The sequence below is a fragment of the Xanthobacter sp. ZOL 2024 genome (genome assembly GCF_052932325.1).
Genome location: NZ_CM128808.1, coordinates 2,549,601 through 2,575,659, shown reverse-complemented (window position 1 = coordinate 2,575,659; position 26,059 = coordinate 2,549,601). Strand labels below are relative to the sequence as shown.

Genomic DNA, 26,059 nt, shown 5'->3' with positions numbered 1-26,059 from the left:
GCGTGCCATGAGCACCGGCCGACGCCGTGACGTCAAGCATCCTCAGCGGGTATTGCCGCAGCGCGAAAAGCCTTGGGATACCCGCATTGCTGGTTGGCCCGCCCGGTTGCCAGCCGCGCGCTCCCTCTGCCAACATGCGACACCACCGTGGGGGAGAGCGATGAGCAAGACCAACAAGGGCAATTTCTTCGAGGATTTCACCATCGGCCAGGTGATCCGCCACGCCACGCCGCGCACGGTGACGGTGGGTGATGCGAGCCTCTACAGCGCCCTTTACGGCACCCGCTTCGCGGTTCAGTCCGCCGACAGCTTCGCCCAGGCCCTCGGCTATCCCCGCGCCCCCATCGACGATCTGCTCACCTTCCATGTGGTGTTCGGCAAGACCGTGCCCGACATCTCACTGAACGCCGTGGCCAACCTCGGCTATGCGGGCGGGCGCTTCCTCGCTCCCGTGTTCCCCGGCGATTCGCTCACCGCCGTTTCCGAGGTGATCGGCCTCAAGGAGAATTCCAACGGCCAGAGCGGCGTCGTCTATGTGCGCTCCACGGGCTTCAACCAGGACGGCGTGGAAGTGCTGGACTATGTGCGCTGGGTGATGGTGCGCAAGGCCGACCCCGCGGCCCCCGCGCCGGAAGCCGTGGTGCCCAAGCTGCCCGCCGCCCTCGCCCCGGACGCCCTCGGCAGTGCCGTGCCGGTGCTGGACCTGGAGGGCTGGCGCGATGATCTGTCCGGCTCCTCCGCCCGGTTCGGGGATTATGAGGTGGGCGAGCGCATCGACCACGTGGACGGCATGACCGTGGAAGAGGCCGAGCACATGCTCGCCACCCGCCTCTACCAGAACACGGCCAAGGTGCATTTCAACCAGTTCACCGAGGGCCAAGGCCGTTTCGGCCGCCGGCTCATCTACGGCGGGCATGTGATCTCGCTGGCGCGGGCTCTGTCGTTCAACGGCCTCGCCAACGCGTTCCATGTGGCCGCCATCAATGGCGGACGCCATGTGGCGCCGCTGTTCGCCGGCCTCACCGTGTTCGCCTGGAGCGAGATCCTCGATGCTCAGCCCCTGCCCGGCCGCGACGATGTTGGCGCCTTGCGGGTGCGCACCATCGCCACCAAGGACCGCCCGACCGACGACTTCCCCTTCAAGGCGGGCGACACCTACGACCCGAGCGTCATTCTCGACCTCGATTACTGGGTGCTGATTCCCCGCTGACCCCACGGCCCGCCCTCGCGATCGAGGGAGGAGCGCTGCCCGGCGGGCGGCGCTGCTCGCGCCCGCAGCGGCGAGGGGACCGGCAGCGGCACCACCCCCCGACCCGAGAGGCCACCGTTCGCCTGGGCCGGAAGCTGGCCGCCCATCGGGCCGGCGGCCGGGGCGACGCCCGCCGGCCCGGACAGGACCGGCGCGGCGAGGGCAAAGGCGGACATGAACGCCCACACTTCCTCGCCCGCGTCGATGTCGTGGTTGCGCAGCCCAAGGAATGGGGTGGCGAGATCCGGCTTGGTCTCCACCCGGGCCGGGGACTGGTGGCCGCCGCGCTCGACGCTGAGCAGCCGCACCACGCTGCCATCGCGGCAACTGTCCCAGCTCCGCTCGGTCACGGAGGTGCCGTCGAGAGGATCAAGATCGGGCAGATTGCGGGTCGATGCCGGGCCACAGTCATTGAGCCGGGCGAACAGCGCGGCGCTGTCAGGCGCCGAAAGGGTGGCGCCCATGGGGGTCCAGAAGCCGCTGTAGGCAATGACCGCATCGGCCGTGCCATGGATGAAGAGAATCGGCACCGCCCGGCTCGGCCGGCACTCTTCCCGCGCATTGGCCGGCGCCGTGGCCATGATGACGGAGAAGGCGGCGAACAGCTGCGCCTGCTCGCAGGCCATGCGCTCCACCATGAAGCCGCCGTTGGAAATGCCGGTGAGATAGAGTCGCGCGGGATCTGCGATGCCCTCGGCCACCAGCCGGTGCACCAGCGCCACCAGGAACGCCACGTCATCGCCGGGGCGCAGCACCGCCTTCAGCCGCATGGCCGCCGGCCGGCTGTCGTTCCACACGCGCCCCTCCCCCTGCGGGTAGACGGCGACGAAGCCGTGGGCCGCGGCGGCGGCATCGAGACCGAAATAATCCCGGAAGCCTTGGGCGCTCTGCGCCGCGCCATGCAGCGCGATCACCACCGGCAACGGCCCGCTGCTCCCCTCCGGCCGCAGCAGCAGATAGGTCCGCGCCTCGCCCCCCACCATCAGGCGGCCCCGGGTGAGTTCCAGCGCCTGCGCGCCACTTGTCCCCAGGGCCATCAGCCAAAGGGCGAACACCATGTGGCTTGCACGCCACAATCGGCGAGAAAGGTGCGGCGCACCGCGCCGACTGCTCCCTCGAATGTCGAGTCCGGCGCCCGTCAAACCCACCTTCATATCGTTCTAATGTCCTTGATCTGACGGGAAAAATGCAGCGTCCGCCCGCATCGAACGACCATCGTTAGCCTGTGCTGCAGAATAAGGCGGGGCGACGGCAGCGCTGTGGCACGCACGCCACAGATCGGGCATGATCCGATTAACGCTTGATTCAGATCAAACGCATTCCTCCGCGGCGGGCCGATGTCTTGCCGCAGACACATCACAGGTTCGGGAGTTCGGGGCATGAAGAAGTTCGGTTTGGGCGTGGCGCTGGCGGCGGGGCTTGGCGCACTGGTGGCCGGTGAAGCGGTCGCGGCCGACCTCTCCGAGAGCTACAAGGCGGCCTACAAGGCGCCGGTGGAAGCTCCCCTCAGCCCCTGGATGATCCGCGTGCGCGCCCTCGGCGTGCTGCCCACCGATGGCGGCTCGGTGAACGGCATCATGGGTTCGGACCTCAACTATTCGAACTCGATCACGCCCGAACTCGACATCTCCTACTTCTTCACGGAGAATTTCGCGGCCGAGCTCATCCTGGGCACCACCAAGTCCAACGTCTATGGCGCGGGCACCATCAACGGCCTCGGCAAGATCGGCTCCACCTGGATCCTGCCCCCCACGCTGACCCTGCAGTATCACTTCACCAACTTCGGCGCCTTCAAGCCGTATATCGGCGCCGGTGTGAACTACACCATCTTCTACAGCCAGAGCGCGGACCTGCCGACCACCGACCTTTCGGTGAAGAACGCCTGGGGCTTCGCCCTGCAGGCCGGCTTCGACTACATGTTCGACCGCCACTGGGGTATCAACGTCGACGTGAAGAAGATCTTCCTCGAGCCGTCCTTCGATGCCACCGTGTCGGGCGTCGGCGCGGTCAGCGGCTCGGCCGACCTCAATCCCTGGCTGATCGGCGCCGGTGTCACCTACCGCTTCTGATCCCACCTGCCTTTCATGATGCGCGCGGCGCCGACCCCTGGTCGGCGCCGTTCGTTTTTGTGCACCCGGCCACGCCACCCAACAATATGACGCTGCGTCATGCAAAAAAAGCGGCGAGCGGCCATGATGCTGCGCACCATTCCCCCGCGGCCGGCAGTAGAGTGGAATCAAGCCCTAAGGGCCCATGCGACCTAGTGTGAATTGCCGAACATCGGTGCCAGGCGCATTAAACCGACGCTTTTCCGCTTTGGAATCGTTGCGAACAGGCCACGATTGGGATACCTGATCGGTCAATTTTTGGAGGAGGCCCATGGCCGATAGTCCTTCGCGCGTCGCGCGCCCCCTTTCGCCTCACCTGCAGATCTACCGCCCCCTGTTCACGATGATGATGTCCATCGTGCACCGCATCACGGGCATCGGGCTGTATTTCGGCATGGTGCTTTTCGTGTGGTGGTTGCTGGCCGCCGCCTCCACGGCATCCGCCTATGCCACCTTCAGCTGGCTGGCCGGCTCGTTCATCGGCATGCTGGTGTTGTTCGGCCTGACCTGGGCCCTGCTGCATCACGCCCTGGGCGGCATCCGCCATTTTCTCTGGGATTTCATCCACGGCTTCGGGCCCAATGAGCGCGTGCTGCTCGCCAAGGCGACGCTGGCCGGCTCCGTGGTGCTCACCATCGTGCTGTGGGCCATCGGCCTCGCGCTGAAGGCCTGAGGACACTGCCATGAGCGATTCCACTCACACCCCCATGCGCACTCCCCTGGGCCGCGTGCGCGGCCTCGGCGCCTCCCGGTCCGGCACCGAGCATTTCTTTCTGCAGCGGGTCACGGCCCTCGCCAACCTGCTGCTGATGATCGCCTTCATCTGCATCGTCATCCGCCTCGCCGGCGCCGGCTACGCGGAAGCCCGCGCGGTGCTCGGCCAGCCGCTGGTGGCGATCATCATTCTCCTCACCCTGCTCTCGGTGTGTACCCACATGCGCCTCGGCATGCAGGTGGTCATCGAGGACTACGTGCACACCGAAGGCCTGAAGGTGCTGCTGATCATCGGCAACACCTTCTTCACGACCGCGATCGCTCTCGCCGGCGCCTTCGCCGTGCTCAAGATCAGCCTGGGAGGCTGACACATGGCCGATACCGCAACCAACGGAGCCGCCGCGCCCTCGAAGCTGGGCGCCGCCTATCCGATCGAAGACCACACCTATGACGTGCTGGTGGTGGGCGCCGGCGGCGCCGGCCTGCGGGCCGTGGTGGGCTGTTCCGAAGCCGGCCTGCGCACCGCCTGCATCACCAAGGTGTTCCCCACCCGCTCCCACACCGTCGCCGCCCAGGGTGGCGTCGCCGCGTCCCTCGGCAACATGGGCGAGGACAAGTGGGAATGGCACATGTACGACACCGTCAAGGGGTCGGACTGGCTGGGCGACCAGGACGCCATCGAGTACCTCGTGCGCAACGCGCCGGCCGCCGTCTACGAGCTGGAGCATTGGGGCGTGCCCTTCTCCCGCACCGAGGACGGCAAGATCTACCAGCGCCCGTTCGGCGGCATGACCACCCATTTCGGCCAGGGCACCGCCCAGCGCACCTGCGCCGCCGCCGACCGTACCGGCCATGCCATGCTGCACACGCTCTATGGCGCGGCGCTGAAGCACAAGGCCGAGTTCTTCGTTGAATACTTCGCCATCGACCTCATCATGGATGAGGATGGCAAGTGCCGCGGCGTGGTGGCCCTCAAGCTGGACGACGGCACTCTGCACCGCTTCCGCGCGCACCTCACCGTACTCGCCACCGGCGGCTATGGCCGCGCCTATTTCTCTGCGACCTCGGCCCATACCTGCACCGGCGACGGCGGCGGCATGGTGCTGCGCGCCGGCCTGCCCCTGCAGGACATGGAATTCGTGCAGTTCCACCCCACCGGCATCTATGGCTCGGGCTGCCTCATCACCGAGGGCGCCCGCGGCGAAGGCGGCTACCTGACCAACTCCGAAGGCGAGCGCTTCATGGAGCGCTATGCCCCCTCGGCCAAGGACCTTGCCTCCCGCGACGTGGTCTCGCGCTCCATCACCATGGAAATCCGCGAAGGCCGGGGCGTGGGCAAGAACAAGGACCACGCCTTCCTGCACCTCGACCATCTCGACCCCGCCATCCTCCACGAGCGTCTGCCCGGCATCTCGGAGAGCGCGAAGATCTTCGCCGGCGTGGACGTGACCCGCGAGCCGATCCCGATCATCCCGACCGTGCACTACAACATGGGCGGCATCCCCACGAACTATTACGGTGAGGTGCTGGACAAGCGCGGCGGCGATCCGGACAAGGTGGTGCCCGGCCTGATGGCCATCGGCGAAGCGGCCTGCGTGTCGGTGCACGGCGCCAACCGTCTCGGCTCCAACTCGCTGATCGACCTCGTGGTGTTCGGCCGCGCCGCTGGCCTGCGCGCCGCCGAGCTGGTGAAGCCCGGTGAGAAGCATACCCCCCTGCCGGCGGACAGCGCCGAGCTCGCCCTGTCGCGGCTCGACAAGTTCCGCTACGCCAAGGGCGGCACCCCCACCGCCGAGCTGCGCCTCAGCATGCAGAAGGTGATGCAGAACAATTGCGCCGTGTTCCGCACCGGCGAGGTTCTGGAAGAAGGCAAGACCCTCATCCACGAGGTGTTCGACCACGCGAGCGACATCGGCGTGACCGACCGCGGCCTGGTGTGGAACTCCGACCTCATGGAGACCATGGAGTTCGACAACCTCATCGGCCAGGCGGTGGTCACCATGGAAAGCGCGGCCAACCGCAAGGAAAGCCGTGGCGCCCACGCCCGCGAGGACTTCCCGGATCGCGACGACGTGAACTGGATGAAGCACACCCTCGCCTATCTGGACACCAAGACCGGCGCGGTGCGGCTCGACGATCGTCCCGTGCACACCTACACGCTGTCCAGCGACATCCAGTACATCGAGCCCAAGAAGCGCGTGTACTGATCCATTTCTCGACCGCGCGCCCCGGCATCGGAGCGCGCGGCCATGGCCAGAATTCCTGCGGGCGGCTCCCGCTCCAGCGATCCAGGACCTCCCATGGTTGAGCTCACCCTTCCCAAGAACTCCCAGATGACGCCGGGCAAGGTGTGGCCGAAGCCCGCCAATGCCAAGAAGGTGACCGAGTTCCGCATCTATCGCTGGAACCCGGACGATGGGCGCAACCCGCGCATCGACACCTATTATGTGGACCGCGACGATTGCGGCCCCATGGTTCTCGATGGCCTCATCTACATCAAGAACAAGATCGACCCGACCCTGACCTTCCGGCGCTCCTGCCGTGAAGGCGTGTGCGGCTCGTGCGCCATGAACATCGGCGGCACCAACACCCTGGCCTGCACCAAGGGCATGGACGAGGTGCTGGTGAAGGGCATCATCAACGTCTACCCGCTGCCGCATATGCCGGTGGTGAAGGACCTTGTGCCCGACCTCACCCGTTTCTATGCGCAGCACGCCTCCATCGAGCCCTGGCTGCAGACCGACAGCGCCGCCCCCGAGAAGGAGTGGCGCCAGTCGAAGGATGACCGCGAGAAGCTTGACGGCCTCTATGAGTGCATCCTGTGCGCCTGCTGCTCCACCTCCTGCCCCAGCTATTGGTGGAATGGCGACCGTTATCTCGGCCCGGCGGCCCTGCTGCAGGCCACCCGGTGGCTGAAGGACAGCCGCGACGAGCGCACCGGCGCCCGGCTCGACAATCTGGAAGATCCCTTCCGGCTCTATCGCTGCCACACCATCATGAACTGCGCCCAGGCGTGCCCGAAGAGCCTGAACCCGGCCAAGGCCATTGCCGAAGTGAAGAAGATGATGGTGGAACGCCGCATCTGAGCGCGCAGGCCAGTAGAGCATTTCAAGGCGCGGGCCCCGGTCCGCGCCTTTTGTTTTTCGCGCCCCGCTCCCACCGCAGCCGGGCGGTGCTGCGCGCGGGCGTTGTGGCGCCGCAGCTGACAGCTTGCGGAATTCCCGGCGCATGGTAAAAAGGACAGTAACGGTTCTTCCGCTGGGGGATGCTTCCGGCCGCACAGGGGAAGTGCGATGTTTCGTCGTCTCATCATTTTCGCCGTGGCCATCGCCGCCCTGGTGCCGCTGCTGCTGAAATATCCGGAAGGCAGCTTTGAGTTGGCGGCCGGCATGCTGCTGATCTTCAGCACCGCCAGCACGCTGATCTTCTTCGCTTTCGCCATCACTGCCCTGGTCATCGGATTCGATCACGCCAGCCGCCGCCAGGTGGCCCAGGCGGAGCCGGCCCATCGCTCGCTCGGCGATCAGTTCGTCGCCTGAGGCTGTCGCCGCAGCGCCCTTGTCCGCCGCGGGCGACGTGATCGGGTTAAGTGGCGGAATGCCGTGCCGGTGACTGCACGGGCGTCGCTCACGCGAGGCGCCGACGTGCAGTGTGATGGCTTTCGCTGCCACGACAGCCGAGCCGTTTCCTGCTGAGAATTCTCCCTGCCGTGAATTCTCCCTGCCGTGAATTCTCTTGGCGGGGTCTATGGCGCTGATGGGCTGTCCAGCACACGCATCTTCCCCGGCATCCCGCAGCACCGGCACAGCCGGTCCCAACGGCCGGCCACACCGGCTGACGCAGGCCTCGGGTCGCGGTCTCGGCATCCTTCGGAGCGCCCACAGTGAAAGGCGCTGCAGCGCCAGAATGGGTGATCCCGCCGAGGACCGAGTTCCGGCGCCGGTCGTCGGCTCTGGCCTGCGGTCCGAACTCGGGCCTGGGTACCCGCGCACGGCTGTGCCGGCCCCACACCCCGCATGCGGCTCCACGGGCCTGTGGTAGCCCCCTGCGCCCCGTCGCGATGTGGACACTTCCCCTTCCCCCGGCCTGCCCGCCCCGCCACCCTACGCATCCGCCTCCAAAGGCGGCAGCGACATCTGGCTCCGTCCGTCGGCGCAGAGTCCGCGCGCTCATGCCGTGCGAGTGAGGTGTGACTGAGTGAGGTGTGGCCGAGTGGGTTCTTGCCGAGTGGGATCTTGCCGAGTGGGATCTTGCCGGATGAGATCTTGCGGCGCGGCTCACGGCTCGCCCGATGCCCCCCTCGCACGCTTTGGCGGGAATCGTCCCGTGTTCGCAGCCAAGCGGAGGGCCCCTGGCCCTTCCAACACGGCGGGCCCTCCGCGCCGGGCGCCATCTGTCGCGCAAGAGCCTTTGCCCGGGAGCCCACACGACAGGTGTCCCGTCACGCTGCGACGATGATAGCCGCACGGCGAGCGGGGCAACTGCCGGCCGCGTCCTTGAGCGCGCGCTCAGCCGCGACAGGTGTAGCTCGGCCACAACTTCTTGTCGTAATAGGGCTTGAGCTCGATCTCACGGAAGATGCGCCACAAATTGTCGTTGGGCGGCGGGCAGAGATTCATCATGGCGGAGGTGGGGTTGCCCTGCCAGCCGGTGGGAATGTGCACCTCGGCTGCGATGCGGCCCGGGCTGTAGCTGAACTCGCGGCCCCACCACATGCTCGGCAGCCGATCGCGCAGAAAGGCGCGGATCACCACATGGGGATCGGTCGGCAACAGGCGGTTCATGGGCGTGAGGGTGCGCTGGCCCGGCAGATCATTGAGATCCTGGATCGCCATCTGCGCGGCGGCGGGGCTTGCGAGGGCCACCAACATCAGGGGAAGCGCGCGCCAAAGCCCCCTGCCGCGCCACGGCGCCGAACATTGTCGCCGGCCCAGCCGAAACCAGCCCGGCCCCGACAGCTGCGTGGCAACCTCACCAGCGGCAACCTCACCAGCGGCAACCTCACCAGCGGCCCTTGCGGCCGCATGCTGCGCATGCTTCATGAAGGCGGTATCCTTGCTGTCCCGCGAACACCCTGCGCATTCGGCCTGTGAATCCAAGCGGATCCCCGGGTCACAGCGATGACCAGGGCCCCTCCTTCCTGCGCTTCTACATGAGCCCGCACAGGCTTCCAATATGCCCATGAAGCTGACCGGTCACACCCTCCTGAGCCTGCTCAAGGCCCATTGGGCCTTTGGCGCCGCCCTGGTGGTGCGGGGATTGGAGGTGGTCGGCAAGCTCGGCCTCTACATGCTGGCGGCGCGCATTCTCGGTGTGTTCGAGGCCGGCCTGTTCTTCTTGTGCAACACCTGGGTCAGCGCCAGCTCCACCATCGCCCGCGCCGGGTTTGAGAAGGCAGTGATGCGCCATATCGCGGCCGAGCTGGCGGTGGGCCGGGGCATCGAGGCCCGCCGGGCGCTGCTGGGCGGCGCCTTGTGGGTCACCGTCGGCGGCATTCTCATCAGCCTGCTGACCGTGCTGTTCGCCGAGCCCCTCGCCACACTGGTGTTCCACGAGCACGAGCTGACCGTCCCGCTGATGATCTCGGCGGCGTCCATTCTGCCGCAGACCCTGTGCATCTTCACCGCCCACGCGCTCACCGGTTTCAATCGCGGGGTCGCCGGCCAGTTCGTGCAGAACGGCCTGTGGCCCATCATCACCTTCGCTGCCCTGGCGGTCGGCATTCATTCCCTCAGCGGCATCCTTTATGCGTTCGCCTTCGCCAATCTCGTGGGCGCCGTATGGGGCGTGGTGCTGCTCCTCCACGAACGCCGGCGCCTGCATGACACCGCGCCGCCGGCCGGCGGCCATGTGGAGAACCTGCCGGCCCTGTGGCGCACCGCCTGGCCGCTCGCCATCGTCGAATATGTCCAGGCGGCGCTGAACTCCATTCCCACCATGGTGCTGGCCGCCTTCGCCGCCGCCTCGGCGGTGGGCGCCTTCAGCGTGGCCAACCGCATCACGGTGCTGATCTGGGTGGTCATCATCGCCATCTCCACCATCGCCGCGCCCTCGTTCGCCGCCGCCCACCGGGTGGGTGATTTCGACCAGCTGCGCGCGCTCAACCGCAAGGCGCGGCTCGCCATCGCGGCCTGCGGCGTACCGGCCATCGCCATCATGCTGATCGCCCCGACGCCGCTCCTGCACCTCATCGGCCCCGGCTTCGAGATGGCGGCACCGGCGCTGATGATCATGGCGCTCGGGCAATTGGTGAACTGCCTGCTGCCCACCCAGGATGTGATGCTGGCCATGACTGGCCATGGCCGGGTGCTGCGCTGGCTGAATGCCGCGCAGCTGGTCAGCTGCTGCGTGCTGTGCTTCGCGCTCATTCCCCCGTTCGGCATGATGGGCGCCGCCATCGCCACCGCCCTGTTCATCGCCCAGGGCGGCATCGGCACCACTTTGGCGGTGCTGAAGCTGATGCCCCGGGCCTATTGAGGCGCAACCCTCGCTTAACCGTAAAGTAATGGGGCTGCGCCATGATTCTGCGGCACGGATGCTGCGGCATGCGTCGGCGCCCTCATGCGGGCCGGCGCCGGCGGGTTTGGCGCATCGCGGCACACGCCGCACCAGTGGGGCGCGGGCACGGGTCGGCGCATGGACACGAAGGGCCTGAGGGGGAAGCATGTCGATGGCGCAACCGGCCGGCCTGGCGGATGAAGTCCCGCTCGTTCCGTCCAGCCGAGAGGCCACCCCGGGGTTCACCCTGCGCGACTTCCTGATCGCCACCTTCTTCCACATCCGGGTCGTGCTGCTGGCAGCGCTGGTGCCGCTCGTCATCGGCACTGCGGCGGCGCTGGTGATGAAGACGGAATACACCGCCAGCTCCATGCTGCTCGCCATCGTCAGCCGCGAGGTGTCGACCGCCAGCAGCGTCACCGATTCCGGCCCGGCGGTGCTCTCCGTGGAGGGCCTCAAGCAGGTGGAGTCGGAGGTGCAGATCATCGAAAGCGCCGACGTCATCCGCACCACCATCGAGCAGATCGGCATGGACCGGCTGTTCCCGCCGGGTCCGCTCACCACCCTGTCGCGCTGGCTCAGCTCCAGCAACGACGTGATGGATCAGGCCATTGAGCGCTTCCGGCGCAATCTGAAAGCCGGGGTGCTGTCCGGCTCCAACGTCATCGAGGTGTCCTTCACCAATCCCGACCGCGAGCTCGCCGTCGAAACCACAAACGCGCTGGTGCAGAATTATCTCGCCACCCGCCGCAAGGTGTTCGAGAACCCCACCGCCAAGATCCTGATGCTCGAGGTGGAACGCTTCAAGCGCGACCTCACCTCGGTGGATGAAGACATCGCCAAGCTCAAGGCCAAGGTTGGCGTGGTAGACTTCAACCAGGAGGCCATCCTCGCCTCCAACCAGCTCGACAATATCGTGCAGCGCATCCGCCAGGTGGACGAGCGTGACGCCACCCTCACGGCGCAGTTGGCCGAGGCCCAGCGCCAGCGCAAGGCCATGCCGGATTCGGTGTTCGACTTCTCCGAGAAGACCGATGCCCTGCAGGGCGACGAAGCTGGCAATCTCCTGACCCAGCTGCTGTTGGAACGCGATCGGCTCGCCGCCCAGTACGCGCCCGGCAGCCCGCTGCTGCGGGAGATCCAGAAGAAGATCGACACGGTGCGCAAGCGCATCACCCAGCGCGGCGAGACCCCCTATTATACCGATCGCGCCTCGCGTAATCCCTCGCTCAACTATGTCGACAACCTGATCTTGAACCTCACGGTGGAGAAGGACTCCATCGATCGGCAGCGCGGCGAGCTGGAGCAGCAGAAGAAGGCGGCCGAAGCGCGCATCGCCACCCTGCGGGACGCCGAGACCCAGCTGATCGAGTTCAACCGCCAGCGCGACACCCTCAGCGAGGGCTATCGCGAATATCTGCGGCGCGCCGTGGCCGCCAATATCGAGGAAACCGCCGCCCGCACCCGCCAATCCAACGTGCGGCTGGTGCAGGAGGCCGGCGCCGATGTCACCAAGCGCTCTCTGGCCCTGCCACTGCTGGCCGGCGGCGTGTTCGCCGGGTTGCTGTTCGGCGCGGCGGCGGGCGCCATCGCCTCGGTGCTGCGCACCACCTTCATCATGCCCAGCGAGGCCGAGCGGCTGCTCGAGCTGCCGAACCTCGCCACCCTGGATGCCGGGGCCGAGGAGCACGCCGGATTGAATGTGGACCAGGCCATCGGCAGCTGCGCGACCCTGCTGCTCGATACGCGGGTCGACGGGCGGCCGCTGCGCACCATCCACATCCAGTCCGCCGAAGCCGACGAGACCCTGCCCTGGTTCGGCCGGCGGCTGGCCGAGGAATTCGCCGTGCAGCGCGGCCGGCGCACCTTGCTGGTGGACCTGTGCTCGGAGAACCCCTACCCGCTCCACACCGGGCACGGTCGCATGGTGGGCGGGCTGGCGGTGACCACCACGCCGGCGCCGCTGTTGTGGATGGCCGACGACACCGCCCATTCGCCCCTGCTCAGCGTGCGCCTGCCGGAGCAGGAGGGGGAACTGATGCTGCGCGAGCTCAAGGCCGAGTTCGAGTGCATCATCATCTGTTCCAACCTGAAGGGCACGGCACTGATCCGCCAGCGACTCAGCCAGCTGGCCGATGGCAACATTCTCGCCGTGCATGCGGAGGAAACCCGCAAGCCCGCCGCCCTGCATCTGCGCGACAGCGTGGTGGAGGCCGATGGCGCCCTGCTCGGCCTCGTCTTCTTCGGCCGCCGCTACTACCTGCCGTCCTGGCTCTACCGCATCGCCTGAGCCCCGGTCCGCGCTTCGCCCCCGCGCCGATCGCCGGGCGGCAAGGCTTGTCCACAGGATGTCGACGCCGATCAGGCGACCGCCCCGCGCTGCGGTGCGGTCGTCGTGGCGCGGGCCGCGGCCCTGCCCTCTGCGGCTGCCGGGCAGGCGGCCGCCTCACCACAACCATTTGACAGACAAGGCGAGAGCGTTCCCGCGGGGGGCGCGCGATGGCGCTTGGGCGGCACCGGGGTGGGATGAGCCCGCAGCCGGCACCGGGTGCGGCGCATAAGGAGTTCTTAACCGTAACCCTTTAGCGTGCCTTTACCATGATTTGCGGTTGATGCGCCGCTGCCGGGTTTGCTTGACCGGAGGACTCCGGTTTGAGCACCCTGGTCCGGCTGCGCGTTAACTGATTCTTAGCGCGTGACCCTGGGAGTCTTCGATGGTCTTGCCCAAGTGCGGTTGGATCACATCCGCTCGCGAATTGGTGCGAGACCTGCGCACGGCGCTGCTGCTCGGCGTGAGCGTGATGGGCCTTGCGGCCTGCACCACCACCGGCACCTCCCAGGATACCAACACGCCCGCCCTCTCCACCGGCCAGGAATACCGCTTCACCGAGGTCAATGCCGATCGCTTCCGGCCCTGGAGCAATGCGCCCGCCCTCTACCGGGTGGGCCCCGGCGACAAGCTCAAGGTGAAGTACTTCATCACCCGCGACATGGACGAGGACCTCACCGTCAGTCCGGATGGCACCATCGCGCCCCGCGCCATCGGCCAGATCCGGGTGGAGGGCTCCACCCTCGCCGGCGTGGAAGACTATATCCGCAAGGCCTCACGCAAGGAGCTGGTGGACCAGAAGGTGGTGGTGGCGCTGGAAAGCGCATCCGCGCCGAAGGTCTATGTGGGCGGCATGGTGCAGCAGCCCGGCGTGGTGAAGCTCGACAATGTGGGCACCAGCGTGCTGCAGGCCATCATGATCGCCGGCGGCTTCTCCGAAAACGCCCGCACCGGCCAGGTGGCGCTGATCCGCCGCGGCCCGCACAACGAGCCGATGCTGCGGCTGATCGACGTGCGCGAGATCATCGAGACCGGCGCCACCGATCTCGACGTGCCACTGATGACCGGCGACGTCATCTTCGTGCCGCGCACCAACATCGCCGAGCTCAACCTCTGGATCGACCAGTTCATCAACCGGGTGGTGCCGTTCCAGCGTCAGTTCAGCTATACCGTCGGGACCTACACGCAGTATGGCGGCGGCTCCACGTCCGTCCTCCCCTGACGACGCCATTCCGCCGCCGGCTGGTGCGAGCCGGCCGCGCGCCGCAGACGGAGGGCCAACCGCACGGTGCGAACCGGGGCGGTGGAGCCTCCGGCATGACACGGGCAAAGATCATGTCTCACGCCACCTCCCCGGCCATCACGCCGGCGCCGCCGAAGACCATCACCTTCCTCAATGTCCCGTTCGCGTGCCTGGACGTGAAGGGTGCGGCGGCGCAGATCGCGGCGCGCCCGGTGGGGGCGCCGTTTGAATATGTGGTGACCCCCAACGCCTCCAACCTGACGCGGCTCAACGAGCTCAAGGATCCGATCTTCATCGAGATCTACCAGAACGCCTGGCTGCACACGCTGGATGGCGCGGTGCCCCGGGCACTGGCACGCAAGGTGTTCGGCCTGCAGATTCCGCTCGCGCCCGGCAGCGACATCACCGCCGAGCTGTTCGAGACCTTTATCCAGCCCGATGACCCCATCACCATCATCGGCGGTTCCGATGAGATGCTGGAGCGCCTCAAGGCGCGCTACCACCTCACCAACGTGGCCATGCACGTGCCGCCCATGGGCTTCATCAACAAGCCGGAGGAAGTGGAGAAGTGCGTGGCCTTCGTGCTGGCCCACCCGGCCCGCTACGTGTTCTTCGTCACGGGCTCGCCGCGCTCGGAATATGTCACGCGCCGCGTCTACCAGACCGGCGCGGCGGTGGGCACCGGCCTGTGCGTGGGCAATTCCCTAAACTTCCTGGTCGGCCTTTCCAAGCGCGCACCGATCTCCTATCGCAGCCGCGGCATGGAGTGGCTGCACCGCCTGCTGCAGGATCCCAAGGTTCAGGTGAAGCGCATCTTCATCGATTCCATGCCGATCTTCCTCACCGTGGCCAAGGCAAAGCTGAACCCGGCGGCCTACGGCATGGCCAAACCCCCGGACCGGGCGCCATGAGGCCCGTCCGGCCATGACCGGCATCTGGCAACCCGGCGGCGGGTCACCGCGCGGGCGGGTTCCGCGCGGCGCCCTGCGACGCGGGCCGCCACGGGTACATCAGGTGGAGATGCCGCTGCGCATGGCGGCGCGCCGCGCCGCGCCGGCCGCCGCCACGGTATCGCGCATCGCCAGCCTCGCCCTGATCCTGGCGCTGCCGTTCTTCGCGCAGGTCTTCCATTATCTCAACGAGCTGCCGCCGCCCTATTTCCTGTCCAAGGCGTGGCCGATCCTGGTGTTTCCGCTCACGCTGTACGGGCTGATCCGGATGAAGCTGCCGGGACACAACCTGTTCCTGCTGCTTCTGGCCTATCTGCTCGGCTTCACGCCGCTGGTGTCCATCATCCAGCTGGGCAACGGGCTGTTCGATGCGCTGACGACAACGGTGAAGGCGTGGCCCTTCACCTATTATTTCGGCCTGTCGGCGCTCCTGTCGCTGCTGGCGCTGCCAGCCGAGCGGGTGCGGGCCATCTGCCTGGGCTACGGAGCCGGCACCTTCGCGCTGCTGGTGCTGATCTGGATTGCGGCGCCCACGTCCTGGTATGTGACCAATCCCGAGGATGGCAAGCTGCTGCAATACGACGTGGACCGCGGCTACCGCGTCTATTTGTCCATGTTCTTCGGCATGCTCTTCATCTTCTATCTCGGCCGCAGCTTCGTGATCGAGCGCAAGGTGTGGCGGCTCATCGCCATTCCGATCGCCTTCCTCATCCTGATGGTCATCTACAAGCAGCGCACGGCGATCCTCATGGCCATGATGGTCACCGGCTACGGCATCGTCATGGCGCTGCCACGGCGGATGCGGCAGCTCGCCATCGGGCTCGGCCTGCTCCTGGCGGTGCCGGCCGTGGCGGTCGCGGCCTGGGTGCTGCTGGGGGGCGGGTTGGACAACCTGCAGCAGAGCCTCGGCGGCTCGCTGTCGGTGCGGCAGAACTCCGCCGCGCTGGCCAGCCATTATCTCGGCGACCATACCTTGCGCTGGACCTTCGGCGTGGGCGCCACCACGCGCTTCGGCTCGGTCACGCTGGCGGACATCTTCGGCTATGATCAATTCTTCATCGCCGACCTGGGATGGCTGGGAGTGGTGTTTGAGTACGGCCTCATCGGCGCTCTGCTGATCTTCGCGGTGCATGCCTGGGGCTTTTTCATCACGGCGCGGCTTGGCGCCAAGCACCATGACCCGTTCATCCTGGCCTTATCCGACTACTTGCTCTACTTGTTGTTGACGTCTGCCGTCTATTCTCTCGTCTTCCTGCCGGGCGAATTCGGTGTCGCCCTGGCCCTCGCCATCTATCTGGGGACCCGACCGTCTCCAGGCCCACCCGTTGCCAACGTGCCATCCGGAGCTGCAAGGCCCAAACCCGAATAGGCGCCTTTTCAGCCGCATAGGACTGCAGGAACCAGAATGCTCAAGCGGATCAAGAAGCTTCTGAATGAACCCGCGTTCCAGGAAGCCCCCATCACGGTGCTGGGGCGCGTCGCCTCTCTCGCGATGCTGGTGGGTCTCGGCCGCAAGCCGCTATTCCATCTGGTGCCGGGCGTGAAGATGGAGGCCCCCGCCAATCTGCGTTACACGACGGTTTCCACATACCTTCTGCGAGATGAGGTGGAGCCGGAGCTGAAGTATATCGACAAGTTCGTGCACACCGGCGACATCTTCGTCGACGTGGGCGCGAACATCGGCCTGTTCACCCTCAAGATGGCGCCCCGCGCCGGTCGCATCGTCGCGGTGGAGCCCGGCAAGGAAGCCGGCGACCTGCTGGTGCAGAACGTGGGCCTCAACGGCTTCAAGAATGTCACCCTGGTCCGCAAGGGCCTGGCGGATGCCGCCGGCCGCGCGAGCCTGTTCCACAACCCGGTGGGGGATGACCCGCAGGCCTTCTCCCTGGTCAACGACGGCGCCGCCACCGAGGCCGAAGAGGTGGAGATCACCACCCTCGACCAGCTGGTGGCCGATCTTTCCCTGCCGCGGGTGGACGTCATCAAGATCGACGTGGAGGGTGCCGAGCAGCGCGTCCTGGCCGGGGGCATGGCCACCATCTCCACCCACCATCCGCTGATCATCTTCGAGATGAACTGTCCCGCGCTGCTGTCCAGCGGTGGCGATCCGGCGGCGCCGTGGAACACCCTGGCGGAGCTGGGCTACACCTTCGCGCGCCTGCAGTGGGACGGCACCCTGCAGCCCCTCCCCACCCGACCCACCGACTTCTGCAACATCGTCGCCCGCCACCCCTCGCGGGCGGCCTGAGCCGCCTCGGAGTTTTCCAGCGAAAAGGGGCCGGCGCGAAACCCGCGCCGGCCCCTTTTGTTCATGCTGTCCGCGCCCACCGGTGGCCAAGCACAGCGGCCGGCCGACAGTGGGCGCAGAGCCCGCTCACATATTGGGATAGTTGGGGCCGCCGCCGCCTTCGGGGGCGGTCCAGGTGATGTTCTGGTTGGGGTCCTTGATGTCGCAGGTCTTGCAGTGCACGCAGTTCTGCGCGTTGATCTGGAAGCGGGGTGCATCGGCCCCCTCCTCCACCCACTCATAGACGCCGGCCGGGCAGTAGCGGTTCGAGGGGCCGGCAAAGATGTCGTGCTCGGATGCCTTCTGCAGCGCCATGTCCGCCACCTTGAGGTGCACCGGCTGGTCTTCCTCGTGGTTGGTGTTGGAGATGAACACCGACGACAGCTTGTCGAAGGTGAGCACGCCATCCGGCTTGGGATAGACGATCTTCTTGCACTGGGCCGCCGGCTTCAGGGACGCATAATCCGGCTTGCCGTGCTTGAGGGTGCCGAACAGCGAGAAGCCCAGGGTGTTGGCCCACATGTCGAGGCCGCCCAACGGAATGCCGATGAAGGTGCCGAGCTTGGACCACAGCGGCTTCACGTTGCGGACCCTCTTCAGGTCGTCGCCCACCGGCGATGTGCGCCAGGCGTCCTCGTAGCTCGCCAGCTCATCCTGGCTGCGACCAGCGGCCAGCGCCTCGGCCAGATGATCGGCGGCGAGGATGCCCGAGAGCACCGCATTGTGGCTGCCCTTGATGCGCGGCACATTCACAAAGCCCGCCGCGCAACCCACCAGAACGCCACCGGGGAAGGACAGCTTCGGCACGCTCTGCCAGCCGCCCTCGGTGATGGCGCGGGCGCCGTAGGAGATGCGCGTGGCGCCCTCGAACGTGTCCTTGAAGATGGGGTGGGTCTTGAAGCGCTGGAATTCGTCGAACGGCGAGAGCCAGGGGTTCTGGTAGTTCAGGTGGACCACGAAGCCCACCATCACCTGCTCATCTTCCATATGGTAGAGGAAGGCGCCGCCGCCGGTCTTGGAATCGAGCGGCCAGCCGAAGGCATGCTGCACCAGGCCGGGCTTGTGCTTTTCCGGCTTGACCTTCCACAGCTCCTTCAGACCGATGCCGAACTTCTGCGGCTCGCGGCCGGCATCCAGGCCGAACTTGGCGATGAGCTGCTTGGAGAGCTGGCCCCGGGCGCCCTCGGCAAACACCGTGTAGCGGCCGCGCAGCTCCATGCCGCGGGTGAATTCCGGCTTGGGCTCGCCATCCTTGCCGATGCCCATATCACCGGTGGCGATGCCCTTCACCGCGCCATTCTCGTCGTACAGCACCTCGTTGGCGGCGAAGCCGGGGTAGATCTCCACCCCCAGCTCCTCGGCCTTGCGGGCCAGGTAGCGCGCCACATTGCCCAGGGAGCCGATGAAGTTGCCGTGGTTGTTCATCAGCGGCGGCATGGCGAAATTGGGCAGCTTCACGCCGCCGGCCGGGCCGAGCAGATAAAAGTGGTCGTCATTGACCTCGGTCACCAGCGGACGGTCGTCCTCGGTGCGCCATTCGGGCAGCAGTTGGTCGAGCCCCACCGGATCCACCACCGCGCCGGACAGGATGTGCGCACCGACCTCGGACCCTTTTTCGACCACCACGACGGAAATGTCCGCGCCGCTCTCCGCTGCCTTCTGCTTCAAGCGGATGGCCGTGGCCAGGCCGGCGGGACCACCACCCACCACCACCACGTCGTAATCCATGCCTTCGCGTTCAGGCAGCTCAGCCGCGCTCATCCCCACAACTCCCGTTTACGTCATCGTGCTTTCGTTGGAGTTCTTCCACGGTTGAGCCGTTCTGACAATTCAGGAGATGGGCCACAGCTGCGACGACTTGACCAGGAATGGCGCTTTTCCCCATATCCATGGGTGCCGCGCCGCCCTTCTGCGGCTTCACCCGCACGGCTGATCGTGCCATAGGTTTGCACTGCAGAACGCGGCACGCTCCGGTGCCGACACCAAGCGCGAATCTTATATCAACACCATGACCGATCTGCCGCAGCTCGATTGGGCCGACATCCTCGCCTTCCACTGGGACGCAGGCGTCGACCTGGCCGTGGGCGAGGCGCCGGTGGATCGGTTTGCCGAAAGCGCCGCCGAAGCGGTGGCGCGGGGCAGCCGCGCGCCGCGGCAGGAGGATGAGCCCGCGGCCCCCCAGCGCCAGGGGCTCGCCCAACATCCGAGCCAACATCCGAGCCAAGAACCGGCGCGCGCGCGCCAGGCGCCCGCGAAGGCGGCGACCGGGAGCGCCTCCGGGCACCCGCTGGTGTCCCACACCCCCGACGAGGCGGCGATGGCCGCCCGCGATGCCGCGCGCGGGGCCGCCAGCCTCGATGAGCTGCGGGCACTGCTGGAGCAGTTCGAGGGCTGTGCGCTCAAGCGCACCGCCAGCCGGCTGGTGTTCGCCGATGGCAATCCGCAGGCGCGGGTGATGCTGGTGGGCGAAGCTCCGGGGCGGGATGAGGACCAGCAGGGCGTGCCGTTCGTCGGTCGCGCCGGCCGGCTTCTCGATCTCATGCTCGGCGCCATCGGCCTCGACCGCTCGAGCGCCTATATCGCCAACATCATCCCCTGGCGCCCGCCCGGCAACCGTACGCCGACGCCGCAGGAAACGGCCATCTGCCTGCCCTTCATCACCCGCCAGATCGAGCTCGCCAATCCGGACATCCTGGTGTGCCTCGGCGGCCAGTCGGCCCAGGCGCTGCTGGCCACCACCGAGGGCATCACCAAGCTGAGGGGCCGCTTCATGCCCTATGAGACGGGCACGCGCACCATCCGCGCCATCGCCACCTTCCATCCGGCGTATCTGCTGCGCACCCCCATCGGCAAGCGGCTGGCGTGGCGCGATCTTCTGGCCATCGAAGCCGCCCTGGCCGGCGGCTGACTTTCACGGGCTGACCTGTTCAGCCTGACCTGTTCAGCCTGACTTGCCCGGCCTGGCTTGTCCGGCCTGGCTTGCCCCCCGCGGGTGGCTCAGGCGCCGCAGAGGGCGCCCAATGGCGCGCGCACCAGAGCGGAATTGCGGTAGCGCGGATCCTCGGTGACTTCCTCGCCAACCCAGGGCGGCAGCGTCACCGCATCCTCCGGATCGCCCAGCTCCACCTCGGCCAGCACCAGCCCGGCATTGTCGGCGCCGAACACGTCCACCGTCCACAGCCGGCCCGCATGGGGCACAGCATAGCGGATCTTCTCGATCAGCGGCCGGGCACACAGGTCCCGCAGCATGGCCTCGGCATCGATGAGGGGGATGGGGTATTCATACTCGTCCCGCGAGATGCCGCGGGTGGTGCCCTTCACGGTGATGAAGGCGGTGGCATCGGCGATGCGCACCCGCACGGTGGCACCCGAGCCCAGGCACAGATAGCCCTGGCGAATGACACAAGCCTGCGCACCGGCCCGCCAGGCATCGGACGTCACGAGGAATTTGCGCTCGACTTCGACAGCCATGATCCAGCCGTAGCCATGAGAAAGGCGGCCGAAGTAAAGCGGCTGGGCGCGCATCCGTCCAGACTCAGAAATGCCGCTTTCAGTGGCATTCCGCAGTAGAAAACGTTTTCGACCTAAAAAATCATCACACAATCAATGCCATGCATTTATGTATATCTCGCATGCCGTCGCGAAAGCGTGGCAACAATGGCGCCATCGCGGGCACAATACAACCTATGCGCGCCAATAAGCGACAATGATCATTTTTCGAACCCGAAGACCTTCCGCACAATTGCCTGCCTGAAGGGCGTGCGCGCGTGGCGGAACCGGCACTCCGCCAGTTCCGCCCGGCGGTCAGCTGCGGGCCGCGCGGCGGGCCGGACGCGGGGTGTGCACATCCACGTCGTAGCGCGAGGGCGGATCGTCGGCACCGATGATGGTGATGCGCATGATGTTGGTGGTGCCGGGCTGCGCGAACGGCACGCCGGCGCAGATGGCCAGCCGGTCGCCCGGCCGCCCCAGTCCCTGCACCACGGTGGTGCGCACCGCGGTGTCCACCATGTCGCCGAAGGAGTGGATGTCCTCCTTCATGTGCACCGCATGCACGCCATAGGAGAGCGCCAGGCGCCGCGCGGTTTCGAGCTGGGGGGTGAGGCCGAGAATGGCGATCTCCGGCCGTTCGCGGGCGGCCCGCAGGGCGGTGGTGCCCGAAAGGGTGAAGGCCACCAGCGCCGCCGCATCCACCGCCACCGCCGCCTGGTAGCTGGCCTTGATCACGGCATCGCCGATGGTCTCGCCCCAGTCCGCCGCCGAAGCGCCCAGAACCTTGCGATAGCCGGGGTCACGCTCCACGTGGCGGATGATGTCGTCCATCACGCTCACCGCCTCCACCGGATACTGGCCGGCGGCGGTTTCCGCCGAGAGCATCACGCAATCGGTGCCCTCATAGACGGCGGTGGCCACGTCCGACACCTCGGCGCGGGTGGGCACCGGCGCCTGGATCATGGATTCCAGCATCTGGGTGGCGACGATGACCGGCCGCCCATATTTACGCGCCTCGGCGATCATGCGCCGCTGCAGCGCCGGCACCTCCGCCAGGGAGATCTCCACGCCGAGGTCGCCGCGCGCCACCATGATGGCGTCGGCCAGTTCCACCAGCTCGGTGAGATGCTCCACCGCAGAGGGCTTCTCGATCTTCAGCATCACCGCGGCGCGGCCCTGGATCAGCTCGCGCGCCTCGTGAATGTCCGCCGGCCGCTGGACGAACGACAGGGCGATCCATTCCACCCCGGCGGCGCAGGCGAACTCGAGATCGGACCGATCCTTCTCGGTCAAAGGCGACATGGGCAGCACCACGTCGGGAATGTTGAAGCCCTTGTTGTTGGACAGGCGCGTGCCCGCCACCACCTGAGCCTCCAGATGCCCGGCGCTCTTGCCCACCACCTTCAGCCGCACCTTGCCGTCGTCGCACAGCACCGTGGCGCCGACGGGCAGGGCTTCCAGAATGTCGGGGTGGGGAATGGGTACTCTCTTGCCTTCCCCCAGACGCTCGGTCTCGGCATCGAAGCTGAGCACGTCCCCGGGGGCGATGGTGATGGCGCCATCCTTGAAGCGGCCGATGCGCAGCTTGGGGCCCTGCACGTCGGCGATCACCCCGATGGGGCGATTGACCGTCTTCTCCAACCGCCGGATGCGGTCGAGCACGACCCCGTGGTCAGCCTGGGTGCCGTGGCTGAAATTGAGCCGGAACACATCCACGCCGGCGCGGAACAGGGCCTCCAGCTTCTCCTCGCTGTTGGAGGCCGGGCCGACCGTGGCCACGATCTTGGTGGCCCGCTCGCGGCGGGTGAGAGGGCGCTTGTGGGGCATGGCTGGGCTTCCTCCGGCGCCGCGACGTCGCGCGCGGCTTGCTCTCGCTTAACGGCATCATGCCCTTAGAGCGTCTCCGCATAAAGTCGCACAAGGGTCAGGAAGACTGTCGCACCAAGGCTTTGCGCAGCCCACCCCGCATCACGGCCGGTAGGGGTCGAACCAAGCGAGGCCCGCTCCGGTGGTGGTGCGCGGCAGATATTCGCAGCCGATCCAGCCGGTGTAGCCAGCCGCATCGATGGCGGCGAGCAGGAAGGGAAAATGGATCTCCCCGGTGCCGGGCTCCCCCCGCCCGGGATTGTCGGCGATCTGGATATGGCCGATGCGCGGCATCTCCCGCTGCAGGGTGCGCGTCAGGTCCCCTTCCATCACCTGCATATGATAGACGTCATACTGCAACCGCACATTGTCGGCACCCACCTGGTCCAGCAGTTCCAACGTCTGGCGCGAGCCATGGAGGTGGAAGCCCGGCACATCGCGGGTGTTGAGGGGCTCCACGGTCAGCGTGCGGCCCACGGCGGCGAGGGCGGCGGCGGCGAAGCGCAGGTTCTCCACCAGGGTCTCGCGGACCCGTTCGGCCGGCACCCCCGGCGGCGTCAGTCCGGCAAGGCAGTTGAGCGTCGGTACGTCGAGCGCCTGCGCATAGGTCAGGGCAAGCCCCACCCCATCCCGAAACTCCGCCTCGCGGCCGGGAATGCAGGCGATGCCTCGCTCGCCCGCCGCCCAATCCCCCGCCGGCAGATTGTGCAGGACCTGCACCAGGCCATGGTCAGCCAGCCGCTCGGCCAGCTCGGACGCGCTGAAGGCGTAGGGAAACTGGCATTCCACCGCCTGAAAGCCGGCCGCGGACGCCTGCGCGATGCGCTCGGGAAACCCCAGCTCCGGCCACAGCAGGCTGATATTGGCGGCAAATCTCGGCATCTAAACCACCACCCTTGCGAGAGCTGCTCCCCGAGGTATCCTGAGGCCCCGCATGGGGCTTTCGGGATCGGGAGGCTGAAATGGCAGGGTATCGCAAAGCCTGGCGGCTTCAATCACGCGCCGGATGCCGCAGCGCCCTCCCCTGGCGCCCTGCCCGCTCACGGCCCACCGTCCGCGCGGCCGCCTGCGCAACCTCCTTCGCCCTGGCGCTGGCCCTCGTCCTCTGCGCCGGCCTCGCCGCGCCCGGCATGGCGCGGGCGCAGCAGACGCCTCTCAGCCAGTTGTCGTGCCGGGCGCTCTGGGTTCAGCGCAACGCGGCCTATGCCGAACAGGGCTATTGCTTCAAGACTGCGGATGCCCTCGCCACGTTCGGCCCCCGCTGCTATCCGCCCTATGGCCAGCTCACGCCCGAGCAGCAGCGCTATGTGGATCAGGTGAAGTATTGGGAGAGCCGGAAGGGCTGCCGCTGAGGTCATCGTCGGCGACGGGCCGCGGCCCGCTGCGCCCGGCACAGTTCATTCCACCAATGCGCGGAGTTGTCTCAGCGGCCTCATGTCCCGGCCACCTCGGGCACATCGGGGTTGCCGCGGGTCGGTAAGGGATTAACGTGGCGCCGGTCACGGGCCGGCCCCCTCACGTCTGCACGCCGGTCCGGCACGACCAGATTGCGCCGTCGCGAATGTGGGCCGATGCGCGGCTGTAGGCCGCACGTTCCCATTGCGACATCGCAATGTGGCACGGGAATGGCCCGTGCATGAGAAGCAGGAGACCTGTGCGCCCGGCCGTACGCCCTGCGTGCCGGCGCGCGATGCCGATGAGGTGTCGAAGGAGACCCCAATGATCGACCCGCTGTTTGTCGAACTTTCGCGATGGCAGTTCGCTGCCGTCGCCATGTACCATTTCATTTTCGTGCCGCTCACCCTCGGTCTGATCTGGATCCTCTTCATCATGGAAGCGGTCTATGTGATGACGGGCCGCGAGATTTACCGCGACATGTCGCGGTTCTGGACCAAGCTGTTTGCCATCAATTTCGCGCTGGGCGTCACCACGGGTCTCACCATGGAGTTCCAGTTCGGCACGAACTGGTCCTATTACTCGCACTATGTGGGCGACGTGTTCGGCGCCCCGCTGGCCATCGAAGGGCTGATGGCCTTCTTCCTCGAATCCACCTTCGTCGGCCTCTTGCTGCTGGGTCGCGACCGCATGAGCAAGCAGGCGTACCTCGCTGTGGTGTTCCTCACCGCGGTGGGCACGAACCTTTCGGCGCTGTGGATCCTGGTCGCCAATGCCTGGATGCAGAATCCGGTGGGTGCCGAATTCTCCGCCGAGACCATGCGCATGGAGATGGTCGACTTCGCCGCCGTGGTGTTCAACCCGGTGGCGCAGGTGAAGTTCATCCACACGGTGGCGGCCGGCTATGTCACAGCCTCCATGTTCGTGATCGGCATTTCTGCCTGGTACATCCTGAAGGGGCGCGACCTCGCCTTCGCCAAGCGTTCGTTCGCGGTGGCGGCCGGCTTCGGCGTCGCCGCGGCGCTGGCGGTGATCGTGCTGGGTGACGAGAGCGGCTACGAGCTCGGCGACGTGCAGCGGGTGAAGCTCGCGGCCATCGAGGCCGAGTGGAAGACCGAACCGGCCCCCGCCGCCTTCACCGTGATCGGCATTCCCGACCAGAAGGACATGGAGACCGAATACGCCATCAAGATCCCCGGCGTCATGGGCCTGATCGCCACCCGCTCCCTCGACAAGCAGGTGACCGGCCTCGATGACCTCATCAAGCAGCACGAGACCCGCATCCGCTCGGGCATGATCGCCTATGGCGCCCTGGAAGCCCTGCGCAGCGGCGACAAGTCCGAAGCGACCCGCGCGACCTTCGAGCAGCACAAGCGCGACCTCGGCTATGGCCTGCTGCTGAAGCGCTATGTGGAGAACCCCGCCAGCGCCACCGATGCGCAGGTGCTGGAAGCCGCCAAGAGCTCCATTCCCGACGTGTTCTACGTGTTCTGGGGCTTCCGCATCATGGTCGGCCTCGGCTTCCTGCTGCTGGGCTACTTCCTGGCCTCGTTCTACTTCCTGGCCAAGGGCACGCTGGAGAACAAGCGCTGGCTGCTGCGCCTGCTGGTCTATTCCATCCCGCTGCCGTGGATCGCCGCGGAGATGGGGTGGTTCGTGGCCGAGTTCGGCCGCCAGCCCTGGGCCATCGGCGAGGTGCTGCCCACCTTCCTGGCCACGTCGGCCCTCACCGTGTCCGACCTCATCTTCTCCATCGCCGGCTATCTGATCTTCTACTCGGTGCTGCTGGTGATCGAGATTTTCCTGATGTTCCGCTTCGCCCGGCAGGGACCCAGCTCGCTGCACACCGGCCGCTACTACCACGAGCAGAAGGCGGCTCTTTCCGCCCAGCCCGCCGAATGAACCGGAACCCCTGAAAGGAACCGAGC

22 protein-coding genes are annotated in these 26,059 nt (G+C 66.9%); 16 read left to right on the top strand and 6 right to left on the bottom strand.

Annotated elements, in window-relative coordinates:
• The first annotated feature begins 160 nt into the window (after positions 1-160).
• Positions 161-1,210 carry a MaoC family dehydratase gene (locus tag ACU4E7_RS11810; protein WP_447018969.1) on the top strand — a complete coding sequence of 350 codons (1,050 nt, stop codon included), beginning with the start codon at positions 161-163 and terminating at the stop codon, positions 1,208-1,210.
• Here ACU4E7_RS11810 and ACU4E7_RS11805 read toward each other — a convergent pair.
• Entirely contained in the window at positions 1,186-2,307 is a 1,122-nt protein-coding gene (locus ACU4E7_RS11805) for an alpha/beta hydrolase family esterase (protein WP_447018968.1), read from the bottom strand. The two genes, ACU4E7_RS11810 and ACU4E7_RS11805, sit on opposite strands and share 25 nt — an antisense overlap.
• Positions 2,308-2,628: 321 nt before the next feature.
• Between ACU4E7_RS11805 and ACU4E7_RS11800 the strand changes: the two genes are divergently transcribed.
• From ACU4E7_RS11800 to ACU4E7_RS11775, 6 genes are all read left to right on the top strand, one after another.
• Positions 2,629-3,318, top strand: coding sequence for an OmpW/AlkL family protein (locus tag ACU4E7_RS11800; protein ID WP_238119827.1), 690 nt, complete (start codon positions 2,629-2,631; stop codon positions 3,316-3,318).
• A gap of 310 nt (positions 3,319-3,628) precedes the next feature.
• Entirely contained in the window at positions 3,629-4,030 is a 402-nt protein-coding gene (gene sdhC, locus ACU4E7_RS11795; protein WP_238119826.1) for a succinate dehydrogenase, cytochrome b556 subunit, read from the top strand.
• A 10-nt stretch (positions 4,031-4,040) separates the two neighbouring features.
• A complete protein-coding gene (gene sdhD / locus ACU4E7_RS11790; protein WP_238119825.1) occupies positions 4,041-4,439 on the top strand; it encodes a succinate dehydrogenase, hydrophobic membrane anchor protein in 399 nt (132 codons plus the stop codon).
• Positions 4,440-4,442: 3 nt separating this feature from the next.
• A complete protein-coding gene (gene sdhA, locus ACU4E7_RS11785; RefSeq protein WP_238119824.1) occupies positions 4,443-6,278 on the top strand; it encodes a succinate dehydrogenase flavoprotein subunit in 1,836 nt (611 codons plus the stop codon).
• Positions 6,279-6,371: 93 nt separating this feature from the next.
• Positions 6,372-7,157 carry a succinate dehydrogenase iron-sulfur subunit gene (locus ACU4E7_RS11780; protein ID WP_238119823.1) on the top strand — a complete coding sequence of 262 codons (786 nt, stop codon included), beginning with the start codon at positions 6,372-6,374 and terminating at the stop codon, positions 7,155-7,157.
• Between the two features lie 207 nt (positions 7,158-7,364).
• On the top strand, positions 7,365-7,610 hold the full coding sequence (locus ACU4E7_RS11775) for a hypothetical protein (RefSeq protein ID WP_238119822.1): 246 nt from the start codon (positions 7,365-7,367) through the stop codon (positions 7,608-7,610).
• 969 nt (positions 7,611-8,579) lie between these two features.
• On the opposite strand, the gene ACU4E7_RS11770 is transcribed toward ACU4E7_RS11775, so the two are convergent.
• Positions 8,580-8,936 carry a hypothetical protein gene (locus ACU4E7_RS11770; protein WP_238125001.1) on the bottom strand — a complete coding sequence of 119 codons (357 nt, stop codon included), beginning with the start codon at positions 8,934-8,936 and terminating at the stop codon, positions 8,580-8,582.
• A 316-nt stretch (positions 8,937-9,252) separates the two neighbouring features.
• On the opposite strand from ACU4E7_RS11770, the gene ACU4E7_RS11765 reads away from it, so the two are divergent.
• The 6 genes from ACU4E7_RS11765 to ACU4E7_RS11740 all read left to right on the top strand — a co-directional run bounded on the left by ACU4E7_RS11765 (position 9,253) and on the right by ACU4E7_RS11740 (position 17,339).
• A complete protein-coding gene (locus ACU4E7_RS11765) occupies positions 9,253-10,548 on the top strand; it encodes an oligosaccharide flippase family protein (protein WP_447018967.1) in 1,296 nt (431 codons plus the stop codon).
• Between the two features lie 187 nt (positions 10,549-10,735).
• Positions 10,736-12,859: an exopolysaccharide transport family protein gene (locus ACU4E7_RS11760; protein ID WP_447018966.1), complete on the top strand. Its 2,124-nt coding sequence runs from the start codon at positions 10,736-10,738 to the stop codon at positions 12,857-12,859.
• 424 nt (positions 12,860-13,283) lie between these two features.
• Complete coding sequence (locus ACU4E7_RS11755) at positions 13,284-14,120, top strand: polysaccharide biosynthesis/export family protein (RefSeq protein WP_238119818.1); 837 nt, start codon at positions 13,284-13,286, stop codon at positions 14,118-14,120.
• Between the two features lie 95 nt (positions 14,121-14,215).
• Positions 14,216-15,052: a WecB/TagA/CpsF family glycosyltransferase gene (locus tag ACU4E7_RS11750; protein ID WP_447018965.1), complete on the top strand. Its 837-nt coding sequence runs from the start codon at positions 14,216-14,218 to the stop codon at positions 15,050-15,052.
• 13 nt (positions 15,053-15,065) lie between these two features.
• Positions 15,066-16,460 carry a hypothetical protein gene (locus ACU4E7_RS11745; RefSeq protein WP_447018964.1) on the top strand — a complete coding sequence of 465 codons (1,395 nt, stop codon included), beginning with the start codon at positions 15,066-15,068 and terminating at the stop codon, positions 16,458-16,460.
• A 36-nt stretch (positions 16,461-16,496) separates the two neighbouring features.
• Positions 16,497-17,339, top strand: a complete 843-nt coding sequence (locus ACU4E7_RS11740; RefSeq protein ID WP_238119815.1) for an FkbM family methyltransferase — start codon at positions 16,497-16,499, stop codon at positions 17,337-17,339.
• A 126-nt stretch (positions 17,340-17,465) separates the two neighbouring features.
• On the opposite strand, the gene ACU4E7_RS11735 is transcribed toward ACU4E7_RS11740, so the two are convergent.
• Positions 17,466-19,139 carry an electron transfer flavoprotein-ubiquinone oxidoreductase gene (locus ACU4E7_RS11735; protein ID WP_238119814.1) on the bottom strand — a complete coding sequence of 558 codons (1,674 nt, stop codon included), beginning with the start codon at positions 19,137-19,139 and terminating at the stop codon, positions 17,466-17,468.
• A 247-nt stretch (positions 19,140-19,386) separates the two neighbouring features.
• Here ACU4E7_RS11735 and ACU4E7_RS11730 point away from each other — a divergent pair, with 247 nt between their 5' ends.
• On the top strand, positions 19,387-20,286 hold the full coding sequence (locus ACU4E7_RS11730) for a uracil-DNA glycosylase (RefSeq protein WP_238119813.1): 900 nt from the start codon (positions 19,387-19,389) through the stop codon (positions 20,284-20,286).
• Positions 20,287-20,375: 89 nt separating this feature from the next.
• On the opposite strand, the gene ACU4E7_RS11725 is transcribed toward ACU4E7_RS11730, so the two are convergent.
• The 3 genes from ACU4E7_RS11725 to hyi all read right to left on the bottom strand — a co-directional run bounded on the left by ACU4E7_RS11725 (position 20,376) and on the right by hyi (position 23,618).
• Positions 20,376-20,903: a CYTH domain-containing protein gene (locus tag ACU4E7_RS11725; protein WP_447018963.1), complete on the bottom strand. Its 528-nt coding sequence runs from the start codon at positions 20,901-20,903 to the stop codon at positions 20,376-20,378.
• 279 nt (positions 20,904-21,182) lie between these two features.
• A complete protein-coding gene (gene pyk, locus ACU4E7_RS11720) occupies positions 21,183-22,697 on the bottom strand; it encodes a pyruvate kinase (protein ID WP_447018962.1) in 1,515 nt (504 codons plus the stop codon).
• Positions 22,698-22,838: 141 nt separating this feature from the next.
• On the bottom strand, positions 22,839-23,618 hold the full coding sequence (hyi, locus tag ACU4E7_RS11715; protein ID WP_447018961.1) for a hydroxypyruvate isomerase: 780 nt from the start codon (positions 23,616-23,618) through the stop codon (positions 22,839-22,841).
• An 80-nt stretch (positions 23,619-23,698) separates the two neighbouring features.
• Here hyi and ACU4E7_RS11710 point away from each other — a divergent pair, with 80 nt between their 5' ends.
• A complete protein-coding gene (locus tag ACU4E7_RS11710; RefSeq protein ID WP_447018960.1) occupies positions 23,699-24,088 on the top strand; it encodes a YARHG domain-containing protein in 390 nt (129 codons plus the stop codon).
• A 367-nt stretch (positions 24,089-24,455) separates the two neighbouring features.
• A complete protein-coding gene (locus ACU4E7_RS11705) occupies positions 24,456-26,033 on the top strand; it encodes a cytochrome ubiquinol oxidase subunit I (protein ID WP_238120288.1) in 1,578 nt (525 codons plus the stop codon).
• Positions 26,034-26,059 lie beyond the last annotated feature (26 nt).

What these genes read in the sequence shown, in the direction of transcription:
- ACU4E7_RS11810 (WP_447018969.1), top strand. Translation starts at nt 161, where the DNA reads ATGAGCAAGACCAACAAGGGCAATTTCTTCGAGGATTTCACCATCGGC.
- ACU4E7_RS11805 (WP_447018968.1), bottom strand. Translation starts at nt 2,307, where the DNA reads ATGGTGTTCGCCCTTTGGCTGATGGCCCTGGGGACAAGTGGCGCGCAG.
- ACU4E7_RS11800 (WP_238119827.1), top strand. Translation starts at nt 2,629, where the DNA reads ATGAAGAAGTTCGGTTTGGGCGTGGCGCTGGCGGCGGGGCTTGGCGCA.
- sdhC (WP_238119826.1), top strand. Translation starts at nt 3,629, where the DNA reads ATGGCCGATAGTCCTTCGCGCGTCGCGCGCCCCCTTTCGCCTCACCTG.
- sdhD (WP_238119825.1), top strand. Translation starts at nt 4,041, where the DNA reads ATGAGCGATTCCACTCACACCCCCATGCGCACTCCCCTGGGCCGCGTG.
- sdhA (WP_238119824.1), top strand. Translation starts at nt 4,443, where the DNA reads ATGGCCGATACCGCAACCAACGGAGCCGCCGCGCCCTCGAAGCTGGGC.
- ACU4E7_RS11780 (WP_238119823.1), top strand. Translation starts at nt 6,372, where the DNA reads ATGGTTGAGCTCACCCTTCCCAAGAACTCCCAGATGACGCCGGGCAAG.
- ACU4E7_RS11775 (WP_238119822.1), top strand. Translation starts at nt 7,365, where the DNA reads ATGTTTCGTCGTCTCATCATTTTCGCCGTGGCCATCGCCGCCCTGGTG.
- ACU4E7_RS11765 (WP_447018967.1), top strand. Translation starts at nt 9,253, where the DNA reads ATGAAGCTGACCGGTCACACCCTCCTGAGCCTGCTCAAGGCCCATTGG.
- ACU4E7_RS11760 (WP_447018966.1), top strand. Translation starts at nt 10,736, where the DNA reads ATGTCGATGGCGCAACCGGCCGGCCTGGCGGATGAAGTCCCGCTCGTT.
- ACU4E7_RS11755 (WP_238119818.1), top strand. Translation starts at nt 13,284, where the DNA reads ATGGTCTTGCCCAAGTGCGGTTGGATCACATCCGCTCGCGAATTGGTG.
- ACU4E7_RS11750 (WP_447018965.1), top strand. Translation starts at nt 14,216, where the DNA reads ATGACACGGGCAAAGATCATGTCTCACGCCACCTCCCCGGCCATCACG.
- ACU4E7_RS11745 (WP_447018964.1), top strand. Translation starts at nt 15,066, where the DNA reads ATGACCGGCATCTGGCAACCCGGCGGCGGGTCACCGCGCGGGCGGGTT.
- ACU4E7_RS11740 (WP_238119815.1), top strand. Translation starts at nt 16,497, where the DNA reads ATGCTCAAGCGGATCAAGAAGCTTCTGAATGAACCCGCGTTCCAGGAA.
- ACU4E7_RS11735 (WP_238119814.1), bottom strand. Translation starts at nt 19,139, where the DNA reads ATGAGCGCGGCTGAGCTGCCTGAACGCGAAGGCATGGATTACGACGTG.
- ACU4E7_RS11730 (WP_238119813.1), top strand. Translation starts at nt 19,387, where the DNA reads ATGACCGATCTGCCGCAGCTCGATTGGGCCGACATCCTCGCCTTCCAC.
- ACU4E7_RS11725 (WP_447018963.1), bottom strand. Translation starts at nt 20,903, where the DNA reads ATGCGCGCCCAGCCGCTTTACTTCGGCCGCCTTTCTCATGGCTACGGC.
- pyk (WP_447018962.1), bottom strand. Translation starts at nt 22,697, where the DNA reads ATGCCCCACAAGCGCCCTCTCACCCGCCGCGAGCGGGCCACCAAGATC.
- hyi (WP_447018961.1), bottom strand. Translation starts at nt 23,618, where the DNA reads ATGCCGAGATTTGCCGCCAATATCAGCCTGCTGTGGCCGGAGCTGGGG.
- ACU4E7_RS11710 (WP_447018960.1), top strand. Translation starts at nt 23,699, where the DNA reads ATGGCAGGGTATCGCAAAGCCTGGCGGCTTCAATCACGCGCCGGATGC.
- ACU4E7_RS11705 (WP_238120288.1), top strand. Translation starts at nt 24,456, where the DNA reads ATGATCGACCCGCTGTTTGTCGAACTTTCGCGATGGCAGTTCGCTGCC.